Annotated in this window: 22 protein-coding genes and 1 pseudogene; 14 read left to right on the forward strand and 9 right to left on the reverse strand. The window is 69.6% G+C overall.

Going from position 1 to position 23,801, the window contains the following annotated elements; all coding sequences use genetic code 11:
- Nucleotides 1-38: 38 nt before the first annotated feature.
- From ACFQV6_RS00105 to ACFQV6_RS00140, 8 genes and pseudogenes are all read left to right on the forward strand, one after another.
- Entirely contained in the window at nucleotides 39-680 is a 642-nt protein-coding gene (locus ACFQV6_RS00105) for a hypothetical protein (RefSeq protein ID WP_378025188.1), read from the forward strand.
- Nucleotides 681-985: 305 nt separating this feature from the next.
- Nucleotides 986-1,769 (forward strand): annotated as a pseudogene (gene rpsB, locus ACFQV6_RS00110) (30S ribosomal protein S2); the annotation flags it as partial.
- A gap of 306 nt (nucleotides 1,770-2,075) precedes the next feature.
- Entirely contained in the window at nucleotides 2,076-2,906 is an 831-nt protein-coding gene (tsf, locus tag ACFQV6_RS00115; protein WP_378025189.1) for a translation elongation factor Ts, read from the forward strand.
- Between the two features lie 109 nt (nucleotides 2,907-3,015).
- Nucleotides 3,016-3,771, forward strand: a complete 756-nt coding sequence (gene pyrH, locus ACFQV6_RS00120; protein WP_378025741.1) for a UMP kinase — start codon at nucleotides 3,016-3,018, stop codon at nucleotides 3,769-3,771.
- Nucleotides 3,772-3,832: 61 nt separating this feature from the next.
- Nucleotides 3,833-4,390: a ribosome recycling factor gene (gene frr / locus ACFQV6_RS00125; RefSeq protein ID WP_378025190.1), complete on the forward strand. Its 558-nt coding sequence runs from the start codon at nucleotides 3,833-3,835 to the stop codon at nucleotides 4,388-4,390.
- Nucleotides 4,390-5,541, forward strand: coding sequence for a phosphatidate cytidylyltransferase (locus ACFQV6_RS00130; RefSeq protein WP_378025191.1), 1,152 nt, complete (start codon nucleotides 4,390-4,392; stop codon nucleotides 5,539-5,541). Before frr ends, ACFQV6_RS00130 begins: the two co-directional genes overlap by 1 nt.
- Nucleotides 5,542-5,565: 24 nt before the next feature.
- Nucleotides 5,566-6,744 (forward strand): 23S rRNA (adenine(2503)-C(2))-methyltransferase RlmN, encoded by a 1,179-nt coding sequence (rlmN, locus tag ACFQV6_RS00135; RefSeq protein WP_378025192.1) that lies wholly within the window; start codon nucleotides 5,566-5,568, stop codon nucleotides 6,742-6,744.
- Between the two features lie 37 nt (nucleotides 6,745-6,781).
- Nucleotides 6,782-7,966, forward strand: coding sequence for a DivIVA domain-containing protein (locus tag ACFQV6_RS00140; protein ID WP_378025193.1), 1,185 nt, complete (start codon nucleotides 6,782-6,784; stop codon nucleotides 7,964-7,966).
- A gap of 56 nt (nucleotides 7,967-8,022) precedes the next feature.
- On the opposite strand, the gene ACFQV6_RS00145 is transcribed toward ACFQV6_RS00140, so the two are convergent.
- Complete coding sequence (locus tag ACFQV6_RS00145) at nucleotides 8,023-8,259, reverse strand: DUF2631 domain-containing protein (protein ID WP_378025194.1); 237 nt, start codon at nucleotides 8,257-8,259, stop codon at nucleotides 8,023-8,025.
- Between the two features lie 127 nt (nucleotides 8,260-8,386).
- Between ACFQV6_RS00145 and ACFQV6_RS00150 the strand changes: the two genes are divergently transcribed.
- Nucleotides 8,387-9,937, forward strand: coding sequence for a Rieske 2Fe-2S domain-containing protein (locus ACFQV6_RS00150; RefSeq protein WP_378025195.1), 1,551 nt, complete (start codon nucleotides 8,387-8,389; stop codon nucleotides 9,935-9,937).
- On the opposite strand, the gene ACFQV6_RS00155 is transcribed toward ACFQV6_RS00150, so the two are convergent.
- The gene (locus tag ACFQV6_RS00155) at nucleotides 9,934-11,496 is read right to left on the reverse strand and encodes a phytoene desaturase family protein (RefSeq protein ID WP_378025196.1); all 1,563 of its coding nucleotides are present in this window, start codon (nucleotides 11,494-11,496) and stop codon (nucleotides 9,934-9,936) included. The two genes, ACFQV6_RS00150 and ACFQV6_RS00155, sit on opposite strands and share 4 nt — an antisense overlap.
- Before the next feature lie 11 nt (nucleotides 11,497-11,507).
- The gene (locus ACFQV6_RS00160) at nucleotides 11,508-12,353 is read right to left on the reverse strand and encodes a YhjD/YihY/BrkB family envelope integrity protein (protein WP_378025197.1); all 846 of its coding nucleotides are present in this window, start codon (nucleotides 12,351-12,353) and stop codon (nucleotides 11,508-11,510) included.
- Between the two features lie 50 nt (nucleotides 12,354-12,403).
- On the opposite strand from ACFQV6_RS00160, the gene ACFQV6_RS00165 reads away from it, so the two are divergent.
- From ACFQV6_RS00165 to ispG, 4 genes are read left to right on the forward strand one after another with little or no spacing between them, the layout of a single operon-like run.
- On the forward strand, nucleotides 12,404-12,883 hold the full coding sequence (locus tag ACFQV6_RS00165; RefSeq protein ID WP_378025198.1) for a YcxB family protein: 480 nt from the start codon (nucleotides 12,404-12,406) through the stop codon (nucleotides 12,881-12,883).
- Between the two features lie 23 nt (nucleotides 12,884-12,906).
- On the forward strand, nucleotides 12,907-14,115 hold the full coding sequence (gene dxr / locus ACFQV6_RS00170; protein ID WP_378025199.1) for a 1-deoxy-D-xylulose-5-phosphate reductoisomerase: 1,209 nt from the start codon (nucleotides 12,907-12,909) through the stop codon (nucleotides 14,113-14,115).
- Complete coding sequence (locus tag ACFQV6_RS00175; protein WP_378025200.1) at nucleotides 14,115-15,374, forward strand: M50 family metallopeptidase; 1,260 nt, start codon at nucleotides 14,115-14,117, stop codon at nucleotides 15,372-15,374. Before dxr ends, ACFQV6_RS00175 begins: the two co-directional genes overlap by 1 nt.
- Before the next feature lie 5 nt (nucleotides 15,375-15,379).
- Nucleotides 15,380-16,552, forward strand: coding sequence for a flavodoxin-dependent (E)-4-hydroxy-3-methylbut-2-enyl-diphosphate synthase (ispG, locus tag ACFQV6_RS00180; protein ID WP_378025742.1), 1,173 nt, complete (start codon nucleotides 15,380-15,382; stop codon nucleotides 16,550-16,552).
- A 9-nt stretch (nucleotides 16,553-16,561) separates the two neighbouring features.
- On the opposite strand, the gene ACFQV6_RS00185 is transcribed toward ispG, so the two are convergent.
- Nucleotides 16,562-17,401, reverse strand: a complete 840-nt coding sequence (locus tag ACFQV6_RS00185; protein WP_378025201.1) for a GNAT family N-acetyltransferase — start codon at nucleotides 17,399-17,401, stop codon at nucleotides 16,562-16,564.
- 123 nt (nucleotides 17,402-17,524) lie between these two features.
- Here ACFQV6_RS00185 and ACFQV6_RS00190 point away from each other — a divergent pair, with 123 nt between their 5' ends.
- A complete protein-coding gene (locus ACFQV6_RS00190; protein WP_378025202.1) occupies nucleotides 17,525-18,157 on the forward strand; it encodes a PadR family transcriptional regulator in 633 nt (210 codons plus the stop codon).
- Between the two features lie 250 nt (nucleotides 18,158-18,407).
- On the opposite strand, the gene ACFQV6_RS00195 is transcribed toward ACFQV6_RS00190, so the two are convergent.
- From ACFQV6_RS00195 to ACFQV6_RS00215, 5 genes are all read right to left on the reverse strand, one after another.
- The gene (locus ACFQV6_RS00195; protein WP_378025203.1) at nucleotides 18,408-19,403 is read right to left on the reverse strand and encodes an LLM class F420-dependent oxidoreductase; all 996 of its coding nucleotides are present in this window, start codon (nucleotides 19,401-19,403) and stop codon (nucleotides 18,408-18,410) included.
- A 253-nt stretch (nucleotides 19,404-19,656) separates the two neighbouring features.
- On the reverse strand, nucleotides 19,657-20,715 hold the full coding sequence (locus ACFQV6_RS00200; RefSeq protein WP_378025204.1) for an ABC transporter permease: 1,059 nt from the start codon (nucleotides 20,713-20,715) through the stop codon (nucleotides 19,657-19,659).
- A complete protein-coding gene (locus tag ACFQV6_RS00205; protein WP_378025205.1) occupies nucleotides 20,712-21,605 on the reverse strand; it encodes an ABC transporter ATP-binding protein in 894 nt (297 codons plus the stop codon). The genes ACFQV6_RS00200 and ACFQV6_RS00205 overlap by 4 nt, the downstream gene beginning before the upstream one ends.
- Before the next feature lie 175 nt (nucleotides 21,606-21,780).
- Nucleotides 21,781-22,437, reverse strand: coding sequence for a response regulator (locus ACFQV6_RS00210; RefSeq protein WP_378025206.1), 657 nt, complete (start codon nucleotides 22,435-22,437; stop codon nucleotides 21,781-21,783).
- Nucleotides 22,434-23,747: a sensor histidine kinase gene (locus ACFQV6_RS00215; protein ID WP_378025207.1), complete on the reverse strand. Its 1,314-nt coding sequence runs from the start codon at nucleotides 23,745-23,747 to the stop codon at nucleotides 22,434-22,436. Before ACFQV6_RS00215 ends, ACFQV6_RS00210 begins: the two co-directional genes overlap by 4 nt.
- Nucleotides 23,748-23,801: the final 54 nt, after the last annotated feature.

Below are 23,801 nucleotides of genomic sequence, written 5' to 3' on the forward strand. Positions count from 1 at the left end.
GTGGCCACGGACCGGTCCGTCGCCTACCGTGCGAATCCGTGGAGCATCGATACGCCGACGAGTCGGAGCCGAGCTGGTACACCGGCCGCCGTCACGCCACCGACTCCGGCGACCCCGAGGTGTCGGGTTCGTTCCGGCTGCCCGAGCAGCGTGAAGCCGCACCCGAGCCGGACGGGCGGGCCGCTTACGAAGCCGTGCGGATGCCTGTCCGTGGTCCGGAGTATCCACCGGTCCGCCCGCCCGCCACACCACCGTTGAGCGCCCCGAGCCCGTTGAGCGCCCCGAATCCGCTGAGCGCCCCGAGCCCGCTGAGCCCTCCGATCGCCGAACCGACAAGCCTGGTGCCACCGATCACCGCCCCAAGGACCGACCAGACCCGCCCCGCCGACGGCGTCTACCGCACCCGCCGCCCGATCTCATCGATAGTGCTGGCGGTCCTGGTCGCCGTCCTGCTTCTCCCGGCCCTGCGCCTGCTCGCCACAGCGACCTTCGCCGCCGACCCGTCCGCCGGCGGCATAGTCCCCGCCGTCTGCCTCACCCTCGGTCTCGCGCTGACCGGATTCGGTCTCTTCGCCGCGGGCGGCGGCCCGACCACCCGGGACGCGTGGCTACGCGCCCCGATGGCCTACCTGCCCGCCGGCCTGATCCTCCTGCTGGCCGCGGGCCTGGCCGTAGCCTGATCAACCCAGCCCAGGCGCACTGGGTCCCCCGATAAAGGGCAAACCGGCCCCTGACGAAGGCCGACAGAGGGCGCCCCGGACCGCCGTGCAGCTTGGCGTATGCTTGTCGACGGCGACCGCCTCAGGCGGCCGACCTCGCGCGCCCTCCGACCGTGCCGCTGCTGGATCACCAGTGCCGGTGGCCGGCGGCAACGGCCCTCCCTGGTCCCGATCTTCGTCGGGTCCGACTGTGGCCGCTGACCGGGCGCCAGGACGTTCACCGCCGGTGAGCGTGACAACCAGGGAAGACCAGGGAGTAACCCACCATGGCCGTAGTGACCATGCGCCAGCTGCTGGAGAGCGGTGTCCACTTCGGGCACCAGACCCGGCGCTGGAACCCGAAGATGAAGCGCTTCATCTTCACCGAGCGCAACGGTATCTACATCATCGACCTGCGCCAGACCCTCGACTACATCGAGAAGGCCTACAGCTTCGTGCGGGACACCGTCGCCGAGGGTGGTCACATCCTCTTCGTCGGCACCAAGAAGCAGGCTCAGGAGGCCATCGCCGAGCAGGCGACGCGGGTCGGCCAGCCGTACGTGAACCACCGCTGGCTCGGCGGCATGCTGACCAACTTCCAGACGGTGTACAAGCGTCTTCAGCGCATGAAGGAGCTCGAGGCCCTGGGTGACCTGAGCGGCACCGCCGCCGGTTACACCAAGAAGGAGACCCTCCAGCTCTCCCGCGAGAAGATCAAGCTCACCAAGACCCTCGGTGGTCTGCGTGACATGACCAAGGTCCCGTCGGCGATCTGGGTCGTGGACACCAAGAAGGAGCACATCGCTGTCGACGAGGCCCGCAAGCTGGGCATCCCGGTCATCGCGGTGCTGGACACCAACTGCGACCCGGACGAGGTCGACTTCCCGATCCCGGGCAACGACGACGCGATCCGCTCGGCCGAGCTGCTGACCCGGGTTGTCGCCACCGCCGTCGCGGATGGCCTGATCGCCCGCTCCGGCCGTGGCCGTGGTGGCGCCGAGGAGAAGCCCGAGCCGGGCACCGTCGCCGCCGGCGAGCCGCTGCCCGAGTGGGAGCGCGACCTCTACGAGGGCGCCGAGAAGAAGGCCGCTGAGACCGCTCCGGCCGCCGCCCCGGCTGCTGAGGCCGCTCCGGCCGCTGCTGCTGAGGCTGCTCCGGCTGCCGCTGAGGCCACTCCGGCTGCCGCTGAGGCTGCCCCCGCGGAATCTGAGGCCGCTCCGGCCGCTGCTGCTGAGGCTGCTCCGGCTGAGGCTGAGACCGCCCCGGCCGCCGCGGCTCCGGCCACCGTCCCCGCCGAGTAAGTCGTCCCGATTGCTTCCGGCCGCCGCCGCTGATGGCGGCGGCGGCCGTATCCCGACTGACATCGAGAGAAGAGTCATGGCTAACTTCACCGCCGCGGACGTCAAGAAGCTCCGCGACCTCACCGGTGCCGGCATGATGGACTGCAAGAAGGCGCTCGAGGAGGCCGAGGGCGACTTCGACAAGGCCGTCGAGTTCCTGCGCATCAAGGGCGCCAAGGACGTCGGCAAGCGTGCCGGCCGCACCGCCGCCAACGGCATCGTGGCCCACTCCGGCAAGGCGCTGCTCGAGCTCAACTGCGAGACCGACTTCGTCGCCAAGACCCCCGACTTCGTCGAGCTGGGTCAGCGGCTGGTCGAGTTCGGCGAGAAGAACAAGGTCGCCGACGCCGCCGCGCTGCTCACCGCGACGCTGGAGGACGGCAAGACCGTCGCCGACACCGTCCAGGAGTACTCGGCGAAGATCGGCGAGAAGATCGTCGTGAACCGCTTCGCCGTCGTCGAGGGCGCCGTCGCGGTCTACCTGCACCGCAAGGCTCAGGACCTCCCGCCGCAGGTCGGCGTGCTCGTCGAGTACTCGGGCAAGACCGACGAGGCCGGTGACGCGGACGCTCGCGGCGTCGGCATGCAGATCGCCGCGATGCGCCCCAAGTACCTGACCCGCGAAGAGGTTCCGGCCGAGGTCGTCGAGTCGGAGCGTCGCATCGCCGAGCAGACCGCTCGCGAGGAGGGCAAGCCGGAGCAGGCTCTGCCCAAGATCATCGAGGGCCGGGTGAACTCCTTCTTCAAGGACTTCGTCCTCTTCGAGCAGGCTTCCGTGGTCGACAACAAGAAGACCGTCAAGCAGGTCGTCGCGGAGGCCGGTATCCAGGTCACCCGTTTCGTCCGGTACGAGGTCGGCCAGGAGTAAGGCTCCGCAGTAATGGCACGGGAGGTCGGGTACGCGAGTCAGCGTCCGGCCTCCCGGTCGCATAAGGTCTCCTGCAGATGGCAAAGGAAAGGCGGGTCTCATGACGATGATGACCGAGCAGTCCTCCACGGCTGACGATCAGAACCCGCCGACCGTGCGGCCGCGGCGGGTCGTTCTCAAACTCTCCGGCGAGGTGTTCGGCGGCGGCGAGGTCGGGGTCGAGCCCGACGTGGTGCAGTCGCTGGCGAGGCAGATCGCCACCGTGACGCGGCGCGGCATCCAGGTCGCCGTGGTGGTCGGCGGCGGCAACTTCTTCCGCGGCGCCGAGCTGCAGAAGCGCGGTATGGACCGTAACCGCGCCGATTACATGGGCATGCTCGGCACGGTGATGAACTGCCTGGCCCTCCAGGACTTCCTGGAGAAGGAGGGCATTCAGACCCGGGTGCAGACCGCCATCACGATGGCACAGGTCGCCGAGCCCTATCTCCCGCTGCGCGCCATCCGCCACCTCGAGAAGGGGCGCGTCGTGATCTTCGGCGCCGGCGCCGGCATGCCGTATTTCTCCACCGACACGGTCACCGCCCAGCGTGCGCTCGAGATCCACGCCGACATGGTGCTGATGAGCAAGAACGGCGTCGACGGCGTCTACACCGCCGACCCGCGGATCGACCCGACCGCCAGCAAGCTGGACTCCCTCACCTTCCAAGAGGTTCTGCTGCGCGGTCTGCGGGTGGCCGACCAGGCCGCCTTCAGCCTGTGCCAGGAGAACAAGCTGCCGATGCTGATCTTCGGCGCGGAGGGCGACGACACCATCGTGCGCGCGTGCGCCGGCGAGCGGATCGGCACCTTGATCACCGCTGAGTGAGCGCGCGTCCAAGTCCCCACATCCCGCACCACCGAAGACAGCAAGGAGGCGAGAAGAGCCGGTGATCGAGGAAACCCTCTTCGAGGCCGAAGAGAAGATGGACAGCGCGGTCGAGCACGCCAAGGAGGAGTTCGCCGCCATCCGGACCGGCCGTGCCACTCCGGCGATGTTCTCGAAGATCGTCGTCGACTACTACGGCGCACCCACCCCGGTGACCCAGATGGCCTCGGTCGGTGTTCCGGAGCCGCGCATGGTCATCGTCAAGCCGTATGACGCGACGCAGCTCGGCCCGATCGAGCGCGCGATCCGTGACTCGGACCTCGGCGTCAACCCGAACAACGAGGGCACCCAGCTGCGCATCCACCTCCCCCAGATGACGGAGGAGCGGCGGCGCGAAATGATCAAGGTGGCTCGCCATAAGGCTGAGGAAAGCCGCGTAGCCATCCGTAACGTCCGCCGTAAGGCCAAAGAGCAGCTGGACAAGCTGGTCAAGGACGGCGACACGGGCGAAGATGATGGCCGTCGTGCTGAGAAGGAGCTCGATGACCTGACGCATCGCTACGTGGGTGTCGTCGACGAGCTCCTCAAACACAAGGAAGCAGAGTTGCTCGAAGTCTGATGTCGTACCTCGATCCGCGTGCCGGCCAGGCCCCCGGCGACGACACGAGCGTGCCGGCGCCGTATGTCTATGACCCCTCCGGCTCCCCGGAGGACCCGTATGCCGACTACCGGCGCTCGCAGCCGGCCCCTTCGGCGTACCCCGGTCAGGCCTGGCACGCGGACGAGCCGGCCGCCCACCCGGTGAATCCACCGGGTTCGAATCCGTCGGGTTCGAATCCGCCCGGTTTTGAGCCGGCGCCGCAGGGCCCCGAGGTCCTGCAGACCCCGCCGGGCCCGAAAGGCGTCAAGGGCCGGCGCCGGGCCGGACGCGGACAGACCGAGAAGAAGGGCCGTGCCGGGCGCAACCTGCCCGCCGCGATCGGAGTCGGTCTCAGCCTCGGCCTGATCGTGCTGGCGTCGCTGCTGATCGAACCGGTCGCCCTCCTGGTGGTCCTTGTTGTCGCTTCCGGCATCGGGGTCTGGGAGATGGCCCGGGCGATGGCGGTCGCCGGCAGCAGCCCGCCGCTCATCCCGCTCATCGCCGGCAGCGCCCTGATGGTCGGCCTCGCCTGGCAGGCCGGTCCCGACGCGCTCGCCATCGGCCTGGCCGTCACGGTCGGCGCCGCGATGCTCTGGCGGCTCGCGGACGGCGTCCCCGCGGTCCGGCGCGACTTCACCCCGAGCGTGCTCATCGCCGTGTATGTGCCGTTCCTGCTCAGCTTCGCCGCCCTGCTGGTCCATCCGGGCGACGGTGAGCCGATGGACGGGGCCTGGCGGGTCATCGCCACGCTCGTCGCCGTGGTGCTTTCCGACACAGGTGGGTATGCGTCCGGCGTCTTCCTCGGCAAGCATCCGATGGCACCGAGGATCAGCCCGAAGAAGTCGTGGGAGGGGTTCGCCGGCTCGCTGACCGCCTCCGCGATAGGCAGCAGCGCGCTGCTGTTCTTCCTGCTCGACGTGCCGGTGTACTGGGGCTTGTTGTTCGGCGCCGTCATATCGGTGGTCGCGGTCCTCGGCGATCTGGCCGAGTCGATGCTCAAGCGGGACCTGCGGATCAAGGACATGAGCAACCTGCTGCCCGGTCACGGTGGGCTGATGGACCGGCTGGATTCGATCCTGTTCGCCGTGCCCACCGCCTACCTGCTCTTCTCGATCATCTCCCCGAGCTAGCAGGCGTGAGAAGCTGGATATGCCATGACGATTCTTCCGGTCATCCCGATCAGCCCAGACCAGCCCGACGCGGTCACCACCCGCCGCCGCCCGAGCATGCCTCCGCGCCACCTCGCCGACCTCGACCTCGCCGGTCGTAAGAGCGCGGTCGCGAGCCTCGGCGAGCCGGCCTTCCGCGCCAAGCAGCTCTCCACCCACTACTTCGGCCGCCTGGTGCGTGACGCGGCCGCGATGACCGACCTGCCCGCGGCGTCCCGCGACCGCATCACGGCCGATCTGCTGCCGACGCTGCTGACCCCGATCCGGGAGCAGGCCTGCGACGACGGTGCGACGCGGAAGACGCTGTGGCGGCTGCACGACGGCGCGCTCGTGGAGAGCGTCCTGATGGGCTACCCCGACCGGGTGACGGCCTGTGTCTCCAGCCAGGCCGGTTGCGGCATGGCCTGTCCGTTCTGCGCGACCGGCCAGCAGGGCCTGACCCGAAACCTCTCGGTGGCCGAGATCGTGGACCAGGTCGTCTATCTGGCCGGCGTGGCCGCCTCCGGTGCGGTCACCGGCTCACCGCCGCGGCTGTCGCGCGTGGTCTTCATGGGCATGGGCGAGCCGCTCGCCAACTACCCGCGCGTGATCGAGGCGGTGCGGCGCCTGACGACCCCGGCGCCGGAGGGTCTCGGGCTCTCACAACGGCACATCACGGTGTCCACGGTGGGTTTGGTGCCCGCTATGCGCCGGTTGATCGCCGAACAGCTCTCTGTGACTCTTGCGTTGTCACTGCATGCCCCCGATGATGATCTGCGCGATGAGCTTGTGCCCGTCAACCAGCGTTGGAAGGTGGCCGAGGTGCTCGATGCCGCGTTTGATTACGCGGCGCAGACCGGCCGTCGGGTCTCCATCGAATACGCCCTGATCAGGGACGTAAACGATCAGCCCTGGCGTGCCGACCTGTTGGGCCGCCTTCTGAACGGCAAGCTGGCTCATGTGAATCTCATCCCGCTGAACCCCACCCCGGGCAGCAAGTGGGATGCAAGCCCCAAACCGGTCGAGCGCGAGTTCGTCCGCCGGCTGCGAGAGACCGGCGTTTCGACCACCGTGCGCGACACCCGGGGCCGGGAGATCGACGGTGCGTGCGGCCAGCTGGCCGCGGGAGAGCTGACGCAAGCGAGCGCAGGGGGCGCCGCAGCCGACGCGGAGGTGGCACAGTGACTGGGCGCAGGTCCCAGCGAGCGGAGTGGGAGACGTTGTGACGAGTCAGGGACAGCGTTTCCGGCGGCGTGCGTTGCGGCGTGGCTACAAGGTCGACGAGGTTGACGCCTTCCTGGACAGGGTCGAGGCGACCCTGTCCGGTGAGCAGGCCGGCCCGCCGGTCGGCGCGCAGGAGGTGCACGACGTCGTCTTCCGGGTGCGGTTCGGCGGCTACGACGAGTGGCAGGTCGACCTGCACCTGGACCGGGTCGAGCGGCAGCTCGCCGAGTTCGAGGAGCGCGGCGGCCGCCCGGCACCCGACCCGATGCGTGACTCGATGCGCAGTGGCTTGTCAGCCGCACCGCAGGGCCCGCCGGGGATGAACCAGGGCGGCATGGGCGGCATGCAGGGCGCGGGTATGCAGGGCGCCGGCATGCACGGCGGTGGTATGCAGGGCGGTGGCATGCAGGGTGCGGGAATGCAGGGCGGGGGAATGCAGGGCGGCGGAGGAATGCCGCCCGGTGGCCCCGGCATGGGTGGCCGCGGGCAGAGCCCGATGGCGCCCCCGACCGAGCGGCTGCCCGCCCCGGTCCGCGACGACCGCATGATGCCGCCTCAGATGCCCCCGCAGATGCCGCAGCGCCAGCAGATGCCGCAGGGCGACCCCTATGGTGGCCGCTATGACGAGCCGACCGGTTACGGGCAGCAGCAGCCGCCTCAGCGCCCCGGCCCGCCCCCCGGTTACGACCAGGGTGGGTACGACCAGGGTGGCAGCTACGACGGCTTCGAGCCCGGCCGGCACGGCCGGGCCGACATGACCGCTGAGATCCGCATGCCCGACCGTGACCAGCGCGGCGGTTACGGCGGCCAGCAGATGCCCTCGGCGATGCCGGGCTCCCCGATGCCGGGTGCGCCGATGAGCGGCCCGCCCGGTGGTTACGGCCCGCCGCAGCAGCAGCCCCAGCTCGGCCCGCCGCTCGGTGAGCCGGGTGGCGAGCTGTACCGGGTGGATCAGCTGCGCCGCACGTTCCAGCCGAGGCGGTTCGGCAGCGGTTACGACCCGATGCAGGTGGACCGGCTCTTCGAGGGCATCCTGCAGGCGATGACCGGTCGCGGCCCGATGCCGGTGAACGAGAACGACCTCGACATGCTCCAGTTCGGCCTGGTGCCGAACGGCTACTTCGAGGCCGAGGTCGATGCCGCGCTGCGCGAGGTCAAGGACATCCTGCTGCGGCGCCGCTGAGTACAGAACGCGAAAAAGGGGCCCGCTGTGCGGGCCCCTTTTGCAGGTAGAGAGGGTTACTGGTCGTTGGGACGCAGGCCACTGCGCCGCAGCACGATGTCACCGACCACCGCGCCGACGAGCCCCAGCGCGATCACGACGAGCCACACCTTCTCGGTGTTGCCTTGCTGGTTGCCCCAGAAGAAGAGCAGCAGGATCGCGGCGGAGATGATCGCACCACGCTGGGCCCGCTTGCGGTTGCCCGGCTTGAGCTGGTCGGGCGCGTAAACCTCGTGGTGTTCTTCCGCGGACACGGCCAGGTCCTCCTCGTCGATGCTCGTTGACGTCGGATCTCAGTGTGTCACGGGGCCGCCGAGCGGCACCCGGCAACCCGGTTGTACTTTCGAGGGCGGTCAGAAGCCGAGTTTGAGGAGCGATCTAGTGCGGATCACGGGCACCGGCCACGCGAGCATGCGCATCGACACCGCCGCCGGCAGCATTCTGTGCGATCCGTGGGTGAACCCGGCGTATTTCGCCTCGTGGTTCCCCTTCCCGGACAACTCGCTGCTGGACTGGGAGACGCTGGGTGACGTCGACTACCTCTACGTCTCCCACCTGCACCGGGACCACTTCGACGCGGAGCACCTGAAGCGGTTCATCAGCAAGAAGGCGACGGTTCTGCTGCCGGAGTACCCGACCAGCCAGCTGGAGGACGAGCTGCGGGCGCTGGGCTTCACCAGCTTCCTGCGGACGAAGTCGGACGAGGTGCACGAGCTCGACGGCGGCCTGAAGGTGATGATCCAGGCGCTGATCAGCCCGACCGACGGCCCGATCGGCGACTCGTCGCTCTGGGTGGAGCACGACGGCATCCGTGTGCTGAACCAGAACGACGCCCGCCCGTCCGACCTGACCCGGTTCAACGAGCTGGGCCACGTGCACGCGCACATGCTGCAGTTCTCCGGCGCCATCTGGTACCCAATGGTCTACGAGCTCCCGGAGAACGCGAAGACCGCGTTCGGCAAGCAGAAGCGGGACCGGCAGTTCGACCGCACCTGGCGTTACATCGACGACCTGAAGGCCGACCACGTCTTCCCGATCGCCGGTCCGCCGTGCTTCCTGGACGACGAGCTGTGGCAGTTCAACGACATCCACGGCGACGAGGGCAACATCTTCCCGGACCAGTCGGTGTTCCTGTCGGAGTACGCGAAGGTCGGCGGCACCAACGGCATCGTCCTGCTGCCCGGCAGCGTCAGCGAGCTGACCGACGGGGGAGCCACCGCGACCACCGAGCACCCGGTGCCGATCGAGGAGTTCTTCGCGAACAAGAAGGAGCACCTCGAGGAGATGCGGGAGCGCAAGCGCCCGATCATCGAGGCGGAGAAGGCGTCCTGGCGGCACCCGGAGATCGACGTCCTCGGTGAGCTGAAGAAGCGGATCGAGCCGCTCCTCGAGGAGTCGATCTATCTGGCCAAGGGCGTCGGCGGACCGGTCCGCTTCGACCTGGTCTCCTACGACGGCGACGAGGTCGAGTCGATCGTCGTGGACTTCCCCGGCAAGCAGGTCCGGCCGTACGGCGACGAGAAGGTCCGCTACCGCTTCCGCACCCAGCGCGAGCTGATCGAGCACCTCATCTTCATCGACGAGGGCGACTGGGTGAACTCGCTGTTCCTGTCCTGCCGCTTCTCGGCGGCCCGGATCGGGCAGTACAACGAGTTCGTCTACGCGTTCTTCAAGTGCCTCTCCGAGGAGCGCCTCCAGTACGCGGAAGGCTGGTACGACGAGCACGAGAAGTCGGTCGACGCCGAGGACATCCAGTTCGGCGACTGGACCGTGCAGCGCCGCTGCCCGCACCTGAAGGCGGACCTGTCCCGCTTCGGCATCGTGGACGGCAACGTGCTCACCTGCCAGCTGCACGGCTGGAAGTTCGACCTGCCCAGTGGCCGCTGCCTGACCGGCGTCGGCCACAAGATCAGGGCGAGTAAAACGGCCTAGACACCCAGGTCCCGAAGGATGCGGCGGGCCGCGTTGTGGCCCGCCGCCCCGATCACGCTGCCGGCCGGGTGCGCCCCCGCCGACCCGTGATAGAGCCCGTCCAGCCCCGTGAAATACGGCATCCGCTGATCGAACGCCACCGTGTTGTCCACGTGGTGAATGTGCCCGCCGGTGATACCGAAGTGCTCCTCGATCCCCGGCGGTGTCAGCGCGAAAGTGTCCGCCACCAGGTCGGACGTCCCCGGCGCATACCGGTCGCAGATCTCCAGCAGCCGGGAGACATAGCCCGGAAGCTCGGCCTCCCAGGTGGTCCCGGTCAACGAGTACGGCACCGACTGCACGAACAGCGCCGATGAGTGGTGACCCGACTCGTCACGCAGCGATGGGTCGACAGTCGTGTGCACGTACCACTCGATTGTCGGCTCTGACGGCAACTGACCCGCCTGGACCTCGGCCCACATGTCCCGAAGGGACTTCATCGACGCACCTGGCAGCAGGTGGACGGTCGATCCGTGCGGCGACGGCGCCCCTTCCGGCAGGCACGAGAAACGCGGCAGGTCACGCAGCGCCAGGTTCACCTTGAGGGTGGTGCCGGGCCGCCGGACGGCGGCCATCCGGTCGGTCAGCGCGGTCGGCAGGGCACCCTCAGGGACAAGATCCATCAGACGGTACGGGTCACAGCCGCCCAGCACCACGCGGGCCGACACCGACCGCCCGTCGGCGAGCACCACGCCGCTCACCGCCCCGCCGTCCACGGTCACCGCCGTCACCTCGGCGTTGGTGTGCAGCGTGGCGCCCGCCGCACGGGCCGCGTCGGCGAAGGTCCGGGAGACGGTGCCCATCCCGCCCTCGGCGATCATCCAGGTGCCGTTGGATCCGGGCAGCCGGCACATGTTGTGCACCAGGAAGTTGTGCCCGGTGCCGGGGTCGTCCGGGCCGGCGTTGAGCCCGGACAGGCCGTCGGTGACCGTGTACATCGCCATCAGCAGTTCGCTGGAGAACCCGAACCGCGACAGGTAGCCGGCAACGGATCCGCGTACAAGATCAAGGAATGTGCTTTGAAGTTGTGGCCTGATGTGGCGGTCGGCGATCTCCTCCACGGAGGCCGGCTCCTCCAGCCAGGACGGCGCGAGGTCGGCGCGCAGGGCACTGATCTCGCAGGCCAGCGTCTCGTCGGCGGCGACGTCGCGGGGTGAGAAGAACTGCTCCATCTGGGCCCGGGTGGCGTCGCGGTCGCCGCCGAAGAGCAGGTACGGCGAGCCGGCCGGACCCGCGGTCGGCAGGAAGTAGTGCGGATCGCGGCGCAGGACCGGTATCTCGAGATCGAGGGTCCGCAGCAGCTCGGGCGGCATCAGCCCGAGCAGGTAGGAGCCGGTGGACTGGCCGAGCCCGGGCACCTTGGGGAAGGGATGCTCGGTGCGGGTGGCACCGCCCAGCACGCCTGCGGCCTCGAGCACGACGACGTCGAGCCCGGCGCGGGCGAGCAGGATCGCCGAGACCAGGCCGTTGTGCCCGGCTCCGATGATCACCACGTCGGCGCGGTCGGGAATGGGGGTCATGCCGAGCGAGATTACCTCGCTGTTCGGCTGACCGGTCTCGACGATTCGTCCGTCAAATGCGCCTTGAAAACAACTGGTGCGCCATGAGTCGCGGCGAATCCCGCCAGCAGCACGATGTGGAACAGGTACAGCCAGAGGCCGACGGCAACCGTCGCGCCGATCTCGGTGAACCCGCCGAACGGCACACCGAGATCCAGCGGCAGCGAGCAGAAGAGCACAAAACCGTGCAGGAAGCCGGAGAGGTTGGCCGCCGTGAACGAGCCGATCAGGATCGTCGCCGCCCAGGGCGGGCGGCCCGGCGCCACGTACCGGAACACCCAGATCACCACCGGGGTGAGCACCAGCCAGGCGGCCAGGAACGAAAGGATCACACCCAGCACCGACCACCAGCCTCCGCGCAGCCAGAGATCGCTGGTGGTGGGCAGGGCCAGGAAGAGGGCGAGCAGCAGGGCCGGCGCGGCGGCGAGCAGCGGCAGCCAGAGCAGGCGGCCGCGCCACCCGACGAGGCTCTCACCCTCCCGGGGGCCGCGGACCGAGACGAAAGCGCGGCGCAGACCCTCGCCGTAGAGGGTGGCGGGCAGCAGGCTGGCGAGTGCCAGCATCGGGGTCAGCTCCAGCCCGGCGTCGATGAGCGCGCTGAGCGCGCGAGGAGCACCGATGGCATCCGGCAGCGCGGCGATGGTCCGTCCGGTCAGATCCCGTACGCGGGAAGCGCCCACCGCCAGCCCGGTCAGCCAGATCGCCAGCAGGGCGACGGGAACCACCGCGATGCCGCTGTAGAACGTGATGGCCGCGGCGTGCAGGGCGACGTCACGCCCCTTCAACGGGCGGAAAACGGCTGACAACTGGGTACGCACGGCACAGGGGTACCCCATCGGCGTCCCCGGATCACTACGATCCTGCGTCCATGGCGCCCTTCGTCTTCTCGGCACATCCCACGCGGGAGCAACTGCTCGCCTCTCTGGCCCATTTCCTGGGTCCCCAGTTCCGGCTCTACCGATGGATGGGTGCCGCCATGGTGGTGCTCGGCCTGCTGCTGTTCGCCCTCGGGGACGTCTTCGTCGCGACGTTCGCGGTGCTGCTCGGTGCCGTCTTCCTGCTCGTCGTTCCGCCGCTGACCACGAGGCTGGTCCTGACGAAGGTGAGTTATCTGCTGGACCGGCCGACCGAGTACCGGATCGACGAGCGGGGCGTCTGGATCGGCAACGACCTGGTGGAGAACCTGTTTCACTGGCACGCCGTCGACCGGCTGGACGAGCTGCCGGGGATGGTGATCGCACGGCTGGGCAAGAGCGGCTTCTACGCCGTACCGACTGACGGTCTCCCGCCGGCGACCGCCGCGGAGGTCACCGGCTTCATCCGCGAGCGTGTGCCCGCCCGAGGCTGAGCGGCGTGCCACCATCCGGGAAGATGGACGCCATGCGTGACCTCGTCCTGCTCGGCTCCACCGGCTCCATCGGTACCCAGACCATCGACATCGTCCGGCGCAACCCCGACCGGTTCCGCGTCGTGGCCCTCGGCGCCGGTGGCGGCAACATCGAACTGCTCGCCGCCCAGGCACTGGAGCTGAGCGTCGAGGTGGTGGGCGTGGCCCGCGCCTCCGCCGTGCAGGATCTCCAGCTCGCCTTCTACGCCGAGGCACAGAAGCGGGGGTACGCCACCGGCGACTTCAAGATCCCGAAAATCGTGGCCGGCCCGGACGCCATGACCGAGCTCGCCACCCACCCGTGCGACCTCGTCCTCAACGGCGTGGTCGGCAGCCTCGGCCTGGCGCCCACCCTCGCCGCCCTCCAGGAGGGCCGGATCCTCGCCCTGGCGAACAAGGAGTCCCTGGTCGCCGGCGGCCCGCTGGTGCGCCGGATCGCCAAACAGGGGCAGATCGTCCCGGTCGACTCGGAGCACTCGGCGCTCGCCCAGTGCCTGCGCGGCGGCTCCGCGGCCGAGGTGCGGCGGCTCGTCCTGACCGCCAGCGGGGGAGCGTTCCGGGGGCGGCGCCGGGAGGAGTTGGCGAACGTCACAGTCGAGGACGCGCTCAAGCACCCGACGTGGGACATGGGCCCGGTCGTCACGATCAACACGGCGACGATGGTGAACAAGGCGCTCGAGGTGATCGAGGCGCACGAGCTGTTCGCCGTGCCGTACGACGACATCGAGGTGATGGTGCACCCGCAGTCGGTGCTGCACTCACTCGTCGAGTTCACCGACGGATCGACGTTGGCGCAGGCCAGCCCGCCGGACATGCGGCTGCCGATCGCGCTGGCGCTGGGCTGGCCGGAGCGGGTGCCGTCGGCGGCGCCCGCTGTCGACTGGACGCTGGCGCACAACTGGGAACTGCGCCCGCTCGACAACGAGGCGTTCCCCGCCGTACGCCTGGCCAAGGAGGCCGGGCGTACCGGTAAGTGCCTACCGGCCGTCTACAACGCCGCCAACGAAGAGTGTGTGGCCGCCTTCGTCTCCGGTCGGCTACCTTTCTTGGGCATCGTCGACACGCTCGAGCGAGTGTTGGCGGCGGCCCCGGATTTCGCGGAGCCGGGTACCGTCGAGGACGTGCTTGCCGCCGAGGCGTGGGCGCGTGCCCAGGCGCAGCGGACCATCGTCACTGTGGCTGAAGGAGCCTGATGCTGTTCTGGCTGGGTGTGGTGGCCTTTGCGCTGACCATCCTGATCTCGGTGAGCCTGCACGAGTTGGGCCACATGATCACCGGCAAGCGTTTCGGCATGAAGGTGACGCAGTACTTCGTCGGGTTCGGCCCGACGATCTTCTCCTTCCACCGCGGCGAGACCGAGTACGGGTTGAAGCTCATCCCGCTCGGCGGCTTCTGCAAGATCGTCGGCATGACGCCGCAGGACGAGGACGTCGCGCCGGAGGACCAGCACCGCGCCATGTGGCGGTTCCCGGTCTGGAAGCGGACCGTGGTGATGTCCGCCGGTTCCATCACCCACTTCCTGCTCGCCCTGGTGGGCGCCTGGGTGATGGCGATGACCATCGGCCTGCCGAACACGGACATCCCGCAGACCGCCGAGGCGCAGCGCACTGCCCCCGCGATGATCTACGTCGGCGACTGCATCCGCACCTCGGTCGCCGACACCAGCGCCGAGTGCGTCCCCGGGACAGGCAGCGCCCGTGAGGCACCGGCCAAGGCCGCGGGCCTGCAGACCGGTGACCTGATCACCAAGGTCGGCGCCGTCGCCGTGACGAACTACGGCCAGCTCGTCGACGCGATCCGCGCGTCGCCGGCCGGCCCCACCCCGTTCGAATACACGAGGAACGGCCAAACCGCGTCCACCACTGTCGACCTGGTCAGCGCGGAGCGCACCCCGCTGGACGATCCGGAGGGCCCGGTCAGCCAGGTCGCCGTCGCCGGGGTGAGCTGGACCACCAACGAGCCGGCCGTCATCACCTACAACGCGATCGGCGCGATCCCCGCCTCCGGCGACTTCAACTGGTACCTGGTGGAGAACTCCGTCAAGGCGATGGCCCGGATCCCGGAGAAGGTCCCGGCCCTGTGGAACTCGATCACCGGCGACGAGCGTGACCCGGACACCCCGATCAGCGTCGTCGGTGCCAGCCGGATCGGTGGCGAGGCGATCGAGAAGGGCGTGCCCGAGGTCTTCTGGCAGGTCTTCATCTCGCTGAACGTGTTCATCGGCCTGTTCAACCTGCTGCCGCTGCTGCCCGTCGACGGCGGGCACATCGCGATCGCCTGGTTCGAGGCCATCCGATCGTGGCTCTACAAACGCTTCCGGCGACCGGATCCCGGCCGGGTGGACTACTACAAACTGATGCCCGTGACGTATGCGGTCATCCTGATAGGTGGCGCGTTCACCCTGTTGACCGTGACCGCGGACATCATCAACCCCATTACGATCTTCAAGTGAGTGAAATGACTGCGATCAGTCTCGGAATGCCGGCCGTACCTCCGCCCCCGCTGGCCCCGCGCCGGCACAGCCGCCAGATCATGGTCGGCAACGTGCCGGTCGGCGGCGGTGCTCCCGTCAGCGTCCAGTCGATGACCACCACGCTCACCGCCGACGTCAACTCGACCCTTCAGCAGATCGCCGAGCTGACCGCGTCCGGCTGCCAGATCGTCCGCGTCGCCGTCCCCTCGCAGGACGACGTCGAGGCGCTGCCCGCGATCGCCAAGAAGTCCCAGCTCCCGGTGATCGCCGACATCCACTTCCAGCCGAAGTACGTGTTCGCCGCGATCGACGCCGGCTGTGCCGCGGTCCGGGTCAACCCGGGCAACATCCGGCAGTTCGACGACAAGGTCAAGGAGATCGCCAGGGCGGCCTCCGACGCGGGCATCCCGATCCGGATCGGCGTCAACGCCGGCTCGCTCGACAAGCGCCTGCTGGAGAAGTACGGCAAGGCCACCGCTGAGGCGCTCGTCGAGTCGGCGCTCTGGGAGTGCTCGCTGTTCGAGGAGCACGGCTTCCGCGACATCAAGATCTCGGTGAAACACAACGACCCGGTCGTCATGATCCGGGCGTACCGGCAGCTCGCCGAGCAGTGCGACTACCCGCTGCACCTCGGCGTCACCGAGGCCGGCCCGGCGTTCCAGGGCACCATCAAGAGCGCCGTGGCGTTCGGTGCGCTGCTCGCCGAGGGCATCGGCGACACCATCCGGGTCTCGCTCTCCGCCCCGCCGGTCGAGGAGATCAAGGTCGGCAACCAGATCCTCGAGTCGCTGGGCCTGCGCGAGCGCGGCCTGGAGATCGTCTCCTGCCCGTCCTGCGGCCGCGCCCAGGTGGACGTCTACACGCTCGCCGAGCAGGTCACCGCGGCTCTCGAGGGCTTCCCGGTCCCGCTGCGCGTCGCCGTGATGGGCTGCGTCGTCAACGGTCCCGGCGAGGCGCGCGAGGCCGACCTCGGGGTGGCGTCCGGCAACGGCAAGGGCCAGATCTTCGTCAAGGGCAAGGTCATCAAGACCGTGCCCGAGTCGATCATCGTGGAGACGCTCGTCGAGGAGGCCCTGCGCCTCGCCGACGAGATGGGCGCCGACCTCCCCGACGAGCTGCGCGAACTGATCCCCGGCCCGACCGTGACCGTGCACTAGAAGGTTCTTTTAGAACAGCACGGTCGCGAACGATCCCGCTGACACGAAGCCGCACCGCTGGTACACCTGGCGTGCGGCTTTGTTGTAGTCGTTGACATAGAGGCTGACGGTCGGCGCGACCCGGCGCAGCGCGTCGGAGACCACGGCGGCCATGGCGGCGGTGGCCAGCCCGCGCCCCCGGTAATCCGGATGCACCCAGACACCCTGGACCTGCGTGGTCCGGCGGGTGATGATCGCCAGCTCCGCCTTGAAGATCACCTGGTCGCCGGCGAACCTCGCATACGCCCGCTTCCCCTTCACCAGCTCCGCGATCCGCCGCCGATAGCCGCGCCCGCCGTCGTCCAGCAGCGGCGAGACACCGACCTCCTCGGTATACATCGCGACCGCGGCCGGGAACAGCTGGTCGACCTCGTGCGAGCGGGCCAGCCGCACCGACGGGTCGGGGCGCACCAGCGGATCACGGTCGGTGACCAGGAGCGGCTGGTTGGGCCGCACGTCGCGGGCCGGCCCCCAGTGGCCGCCGAGCCTGCTCCACAGGTCGAGCACCGCCTCGGAACGGCCGATGATCGACGAACAGATCCGCGGCTCCGCGCCGAGCAGATCGGCGAAGGCGGCGGTAGCGGCCGGCGTGGCACCGACCGGCACCAGATGCGCGCCCGACCAGATGAGGGACTCGACGCGGCGGGCCGGCTCGTAACCGTAGATCCGCCCGTCCGATCGCCACCAGTTCAGCCCGTGCGCCGCCACGCGCTCCGCGATCTGGGCGCCCGCATAGGGATCGGCGTCGAGGATCCGCTCGACCGCCGTGCGCTCGGGCTCGCCGAGCTGCCGGATGGGCACCGTCAACACAGGTATCAGATTGCCAGATCCGAGCCTCTCAACACGTATCGCATCCCCGCGTTCATGGAATCCCTTGCACCCGACACGTTGGCGATATATCGTCTAACTATCGCCAACAGAACGGAGAAGATCATGAGGCACATGCATGAGGGTCAGCACGGACACGGTGGATTCGCCGGCTTCGGCGGCGGCGGTCGCGGCTGGGCAGGCGAGGCGCGCAGGCGCGGTTTCGGCTTCCCGCCCGGCTTCCCCTTCGGCCCCGGCGGTCCCGGCGGCGGACCCTTCGGCCCGCCCGAATTCGGCCGAGGCCAACGCCGCGGCGGCCGCGGCTCCCGGCAGAACGTCCGCCCCGCCATCCTCGCGCTCCTGCTCGAGCGCCCCATGCACGGCTACGAGATGATCCAGGAGCTCGACGCGCGCACCAACGGCATCTGGCGCCCCAGCCCCGGCTCGGTCTACCCCACACTCCAGCTGCTGGAGGACGAGGGCCTGATCGAGGCCACCGCTGAGGGTGGCCGCAAGAGCTACCAGCTCACCGCCGACGGCCGCCCCGAGGCCGAGGCCGCCGCCGAGAACCCCCCGTGGTCCCAGTTCGGCGCCGACGCCATGTCCCAGGTGCAAGACTTCCGCGACGCCGCGGTGGGCATCATGGGCGCACTCAAGCAGGTCGGTTTCTCGGGCACGCCCGAGCAGCGCCAGAAGGCGCTCGAGGTGCTCAACGAGACCAAGCGCAAGCTCTACGCAATCCTCGCCGACAGCGAGTAACCCCAGAATCAGCGCAGAGAACCCCGGAAATGGCGCACTCAAGACTTTTGGGTGCGCCTTTTTTCATACGCCTACCCGCACAACGCTTCAACCTACCCACGCCCCGCGCTCCTGCCGTCCCCGGGCGCAAATCCGAGCCTCTCCACGCAGTCGCGCTCCCATCGCCCGGCCAGCTCAGCCAACACCCGCCGCGCTTGCGCCGCCCGGCCCGCTCAGCCAGCGCCTGCCGTGCTCGCGCCGCCCGGCCCGCTCAGCCCGTAGGCCCCACTCGGCCGAGGGCCGCGATCAGCTCGTGCAGAGCGGGAAGACCGCCCCGCTCCAGCTCCGGCGTAGGGGTCAGGGCCATCACCGGGACGGTCACGCCGGCGTCCGCGTACTTCTGGACCCGGTCGCGGCACTGCTCCGGCGAACCGTGGACGATCAGGTCGTCGACCAGCTCGTCGGGGATGGCGGCGAGGGCGCCCTTGCGATCGCCGGAATCCCAGGCCTGCCACATCGGGGTGAGCGCCTCGGTGCGGCCGAGCCAGCGGTGGAAGGCCGCGTATGCCGGGACGGTCAGATAAGCCGTGATCATCCGGCGGCCGACCGTGCGGGCGTAGGCGGCGTCGTCGGTCGGGATGACGAAGATGCGGGCCGCCACCTCGAAGTCCGGGCCGGCTTCCTTGGTCTCGGCCAGCGCGGTCGCGACGTCGCCGGGGGAGAGCCAGTTCAGAATCACGCCGTCCGCTTCGGCGGCGGCGAGGTGCAGCATCTGCGGGCGCAGTGCGGCGAGCATGACCTGCGGCGGGACGGTCGGCGGGCGTTCCAGGCGGAAACGCTTGACGGCGAATTCCGAGTACTGCTGATCGACGACCTCGCCGGCGAGTGCGGAGCGCAGGAACCGGAGCATGTCGCGACTGCGTGCGTACGGCCGGACGAAGTCGGCGGCGTTCCAATCCCCGGACACCACCGGTGACGAGGCGCCGATGCCGAACTGGAACCGGCCCGGTGCGGTCTCGGCCAGCGCGGCGGCGGTCATCGCCAGCAGGCCCGGCCCGCGGGTGAAGACCGGGGCGATGGCGGTGCCCAGCCGCAGGCGCGGCTCCCAGGCGGCGGCGAGGGTGAGCGGCGTGAACGCGTCGGTGCCGTTCACCTCCGCCGACCAGACGTCGGTGAAACCCGCGTCGGCCAGGGCCGAGTAGACGGCGGCGTGCCCGGCGAGCGGAACGCCGCTGAGCGGCACGGTCATGCCCCAGCGCATCGACATGCCCCCGATCCTGCCCGGCCCGGCGCCGCGATGTCTACTGATCGGTAACACCGATCTTGGAGTCAACCCGGGAGTGGCGAGGCTCGGCCGAAAACGGGACTCGACTGGAGGTGAGGCTCGGCCGAAAGCGGAGCTCGACCGAAAGCAGCGGGCCCGCCCAGAAAAGGACGGGCCCACGAAGTCCGGCGCGGCCAAGCCCGCGGAGACCAGGATGATCAGCCGTCGACCGCAGGCAGCCGCCTGCCGACCAGTCTCAGCTCGCGGCGCGCCAGGCGGCCGCGAACGACGTGCGGACGCTGGTGCGCATGAGGGAGCCCTGATAGATCCGGGTACCGATCGCCAGCAGCACCACCGCCGTCACCGCAAGGATCAGCAGCGCCACGATCGGCTCCCAGGCCGCGGCGTCCCCGTTGAAGAGCCGGATCGGCATGGCGATCGGCGACGAGAACGGGATGAACGACATCACCTTCTGTGCCGCCTCGTTGTCCTGCAGGAACAGCACCGCGAAGAACGGGATCAGCACCGCCATCTGTACCGGTGACGAGGTGCTGGTGAGGTCCTCCTGCCGGGCGGCCAGCGCACCGACACCCGCCCAGAGCGTGGCCAGCATGATGAAGCCGAGCACGAAGAACGGCAGGAACCAGGCGATCGCCGGGCCGACCGCGTTGATCACGCTGGTGTCCACGTCGGTGACGGTCATGCCGACAAAGGCGACCAGTGCCAGCAGGGCTATCTGCCCGAACGCCAGCAGCGTGATCGCGGCCACCTTGCCGGCCAGCAGGGCGCGTACCGGCACGCTCGACACCAGGATCTCGACGATCCGGGTCTGCTTCTCCTCGACGACGCTCTGCGCGATCTGGAGCCCGTACGTGAACGAGGTGATGAAGAACAGCATCGCCAGCGCGGACGGCACGATGAACTTCAGGAACGGGTCGATGCCCGCCGGTTCGAGCAGCCGGACCGGCGGAGCGGTGCTCAGCGCCTGCACCACCTCGGAGGGCGGCTCCTCCAGCGCCACGACCTCCGGGCCGGGGAGGATCGCCGCCTCCACGTCGCCGTCGCGGACCAGCTGCTCGGCGGTCGCCGCGTCGGGCACGGCCCGGACCTCGAGCTGGGCGTCGGTGAGCTGTGCGATGGCGGTGTCGCCGACCACCGCCACCTTCGACGGGCCGCCGTCGATGAAGGCCGGCAGCACGATCGAGGCGATGACGATCACCAGGAAGAACGCGGTGCTGTAGAGGAAGGCCTTGTCACGGAGCTTGACCTTGAGCTCACGGGCGGCGACCAGCCGGATGGCTTCGAACGTGGTCACTGGATCACCTCTCGGAAGATCTCGGCGAGGGACGGGCGGACCGGGCCGAACGCGCGGACCGGGCCGCGGGCGAGGGCGGCGCGCAGGAGTTGCTGGTCGTCGGCGTCCGCGTCCAGGTCGACGACGGCACGCGCGCCGTCGAGCTCGACGAGGGTCACGCCGGGCTCGTCGCGCAGCCAGCCGGCGTCGCTGCCGACCTCGATCGAGTAGCGCGGCAGCGCGTATTGCTCGCGCAGGTAGGAGCGGCTGCCGGCGGCGCGGATGGTGCCGTCCGCGATGATCACCAGGTCGTCGCAGAGGCGTTCGACCAGGTCGAGCTGGTGGCTGGAGAAGAGCACCGCGGCACCGGCCGCGGCCCGCTCCCGCAGGACGGCCACCACCGTGTCGACGGCGAGCGGGTCCAGGCCGGAGAACGGTTCGTCAAGGACCAGCAGCTCCGGCTCGTGGACCAGGGCGGCCGCGATCTGTACGCGCTGCTGGTTACCGAGAGACAGCTTCTCCACGTGGTCGCCCTCGCGGCCGCCGAGCTCCAGCCGCTCCAGCAGGGCAGAGGTCCGCTGCCGGGCGTCGGCAGCGGTCATCCCGTGCAGCCGTGCCAGGTAGGTGACCTGCTCGCCGACGCTCATCTTCGGGTAGAGCCCGCGCTCCTCCGGCATGTAGCCGAAGCGCTGCCGATCCTTGCGGGTCAGCGGGCTGCCCTGCCAGGTGACGGCACCCGAATCGGCGCCGAGCACACCCAGGATGATGCGCATGGTGGTGGTCTTGCCGGCGCCGTTGGCACCGACGAATCCGGTCAGGCGGCCGGACTCCACCGCGAACGACACGTCCTTGAGGACCTGCCGGTCGCCGAAGGACCGGTTGACGGCATCGACGTTGAGGACGGTGGTCATGAAGGTCACGGTAGGCGCCCGTCGATGCCCCCGTCGTCCGGCCGGAGAACGACCACCCGGGTCCTTCGCACGGAGGACCCGAGCGCCCACGAACGAACGCTGGGAACGACCCTCAAGCCCGCGAACGAACGCTGGGAACGACCCTCAAGCCCGCGAACGAACGCGAGGAGAACCCTCACGATCCCGGACGGACCACCCCGAGCTCGTACGCGAGCACCACCGCCTGCGTCCGATCCCGCGCACCCAGCTTCATCAGCACCCGGCTGACGTGGGTCTTGACCGTGGTTTCGCCAAGGTGCAAAGCCGCCGCGATCTCCGCGTTGGTGGCGCCCCCGGCAAGCTCGACCAGCACCTCGTGCTCGCGCGGGGTCAGGTCCTCCAGCCGGACCACCGGCTCGGGGCTGCGCTGCCGCGGCGTGCTGAACTCGGCGATGACCCGGCGGGTGACAGCCGGTGCCAGCAGGGCGTCGCCGGCCGCGATCACCCGGACCGCCTCGGTGAGCGCCTCCGGTGTGCCGTTCTTCAGCAGGAAGCCGCTGGCCCCGGCCTGGAGTGCCGCGAACAGGTAGTCGTCCCGGTCGAACGTGGTGAGGATCAGCACCGACGGCCCACCCTCGGCGGCGATCCGGCGGGTGGCCTCGAGCCCGTCCACGCCGGGCATCTCGACGTCCATCAGCACCACGTCGGGGCGCAGCGACAGCGCCAGGTCAGTGGCCTGCGCGCCGTCGGACGCCTCTCCGACCACCGTGATGTCGTCCTCCATCTCCAGGATGACCCGGAAGCCGGTACGCACCAGCTGGTGATCGTCGGCCAGCAGAACCCGGATGCTCACGCCTTGCCTCCCGCGATGGCCAGTGCCGGTGCGTACGGCAGCCGGGCCCGTACCCGGTACCCGCCGTTTCCACGCGGCCCGTGTTCGAGGGTGCCGTCGTGGATCGACACCCGTTCCCGCATGCCGATCAGCCCCATCCCGGCCGCCGAGGCCGGCGCCGAGCCCCGCCCGTCGTCCGCGATGTCCATCTCCAGCTCCCCGGAGAGATAGCGGATCCGGATGTCGAGGTTGCCGGCCCGCGCGTGCTTGAGCGTATTGGTGGCCGCCTCCTGCACGATCCGGTAGGCGGCCTGCGACACCGAGTCGGGCACCGGAACCGGATCGCCGTAGACGGCGTAGTGCACGGTCAGCCCGGCTTCCCGGGCGTTGTCGGCGATCTGCGGTATCCGGTCGATCCCGGCCGGTGCGGCCTCACCGGTGGCACCGGAGGCGCGCAGCGCACCCAGCATCCGCCGCAGTTCGTCCACCGCGGTGCGGGCGCCCTCCTCGATCGCGGTGAGCGCTGTCCGGGCCCGTTCCGGGTCCTTGTCCAGCGCCCGGCGGCAGGCGGAGGCCTGGATACCCATGACCGACACGTGGTGCGCCACGACGTCGTGCAGTTCGCGGGCGATCCGGACGCGCTCGCCGAGGACGGCCCGTTCGGCTTCGGCGGCCTGCGCGGCGCGCAGTGCGGCGGCCTGGGACTCGACCTGTGCCAGGCGGCGAGCGCCGTTCCACGCGGCGTCACCGACGAGGTAGACCGAGCCGAAGAAGATCGCGTTGACGAAGTAGTGGTTGAAGACGAGCGCCCAGAGCGCCGGCAGCTCGCCGGAGGCGCCGGAGAAACCCTCATGCAAAATTCTCTCGTACGCCATGAGCAGCGCGACGGATAGCCAGCCGAACATCACCGTGATGATCGCGAGCCGGATGTCCCGGGCGCGCCGCCGGCTCGGGCCCCAGGCGCCGAGCGTGTAGATCGCGGCGAACAGGGCGTAGGACGCGACCTGCTGCTCCTGCGCGCCCCGGAACTGCCCGCCGATGTAGAGCACCGACATCACGATCGCGACGGCTTCCGGCCACCGGCGGCGCCAGGCCAGCGGCGCCGTGGTGCCGACCACCCAGGCGATCTGCTCGATCCGGGCCGGGGCATCGTCGCTGGCGAGCATGCCGAAGCTGCGGGAGAGGAAGAGGTTGAGCACCGCCACCGCGACCACGGCGAACCCGATCCAGAGGTCGTTACGGCGCTGCGCGGCGGTCGGGCCGGGCCGCCGCCACTCCTCGGGTGTCCAGAAGGAGCCCTTGGCCCGGGGCAGGGTGCTCGGAGGCGGCATGGCCTGACCATCGCACGTGGGGCCGGGCGTTTCCAGGCCGGGTCACGGCGCGCA

The sequence above is a fragment of the Actinoplanes sp. GCM10030250 genome (assembly GCF_042666575.1).
Taxonomy (GTDB): domain Bacteria; phylum Actinomycetota; class Actinomycetes; order Mycobacteriales; family Micromonosporaceae; genus Actinoplanes.

Excerpts from the sequence above, each read along its gene's own strand:
- tsf (WP_378025189.1), top strand. The coding sequence starts at position 2,076 with ATGGCTAACTTCACCGCCGCGGACGTCAAGAAGCTCCGCGACCTCACC.
- pyrH (WP_378025741.1), top strand. The coding sequence starts at position 3,016 with ATGACCGAGCAGTCCTCCACGGCTGACGATCAGAACCCGCCGACCGTG.
- ACFQV6_RS00130 (WP_378025191.1), top strand. The coding sequence starts at position 4,390 with ATGTCGTACCTCGATCCGCGTGCCGGCCAGGCCCCCGGCGACGACACG.
- rlmN (WP_378025192.1), top strand. The coding sequence starts at position 5,566 with ATGACGATTCTTCCGGTCATCCCGATCAGCCCAGACCAGCCCGACGCG.
- ACFQV6_RS00155 (WP_378025196.1), bottom strand. The coding sequence starts at position 11,496 with ATGACCCCCATTCCCGACCGCGCCGACGTGGTGATCATCGGAGCCGGG.
- ACFQV6_RS00165 (WP_378025198.1), top strand. The coding sequence starts at position 12,404 with ATGGCGCCCTTCGTCTTCTCGGCACATCCCACGCGGGAGCAACTGCTC.
- dxr (WP_378025199.1), top strand. The coding sequence starts at position 12,907 with ATGGACGCCATGCGTGACCTCGTCCTGCTCGGCTCCACCGGCTCCATC.
- ACFQV6_RS00175 (WP_378025200.1), top strand. The coding sequence starts at position 14,115 with ATGCTGTTCTGGCTGGGTGTGGTGGCCTTTGCGCTGACCATCCTGATC.
- ispG (WP_378025742.1), top strand. The coding sequence starts at position 15,380 with ATGACTGCGATCAGTCTCGGAATGCCGGCCGTACCTCCGCCCCCGCTG.
- ACFQV6_RS00190 (WP_378025202.1), top strand. The coding sequence starts at position 17,525 with ATGAGGCACATGCATGAGGGTCAGCACGGACACGGTGGATTCGCCGGC.
- ACFQV6_RS00195 (WP_378025203.1), bottom strand. The coding sequence starts at position 19,403 with ATGTCGATGCGCTGGGGCATGACCGTGCCGCTCAGCGGCGTTCCGCTC.
- ACFQV6_RS00205 (WP_378025205.1), bottom strand. The coding sequence starts at position 21,605 with ATGACCACCGTCCTCAACGTCGATGCCGTCAACCGGTCCTTCGGCGAC.
- ACFQV6_RS00215 (WP_378025207.1), bottom strand. The coding sequence starts at position 23,747 with ATGCCGCCTCCGAGCACCCTGCCCCGGGCCAAGGGCTCCTTCTGGACA.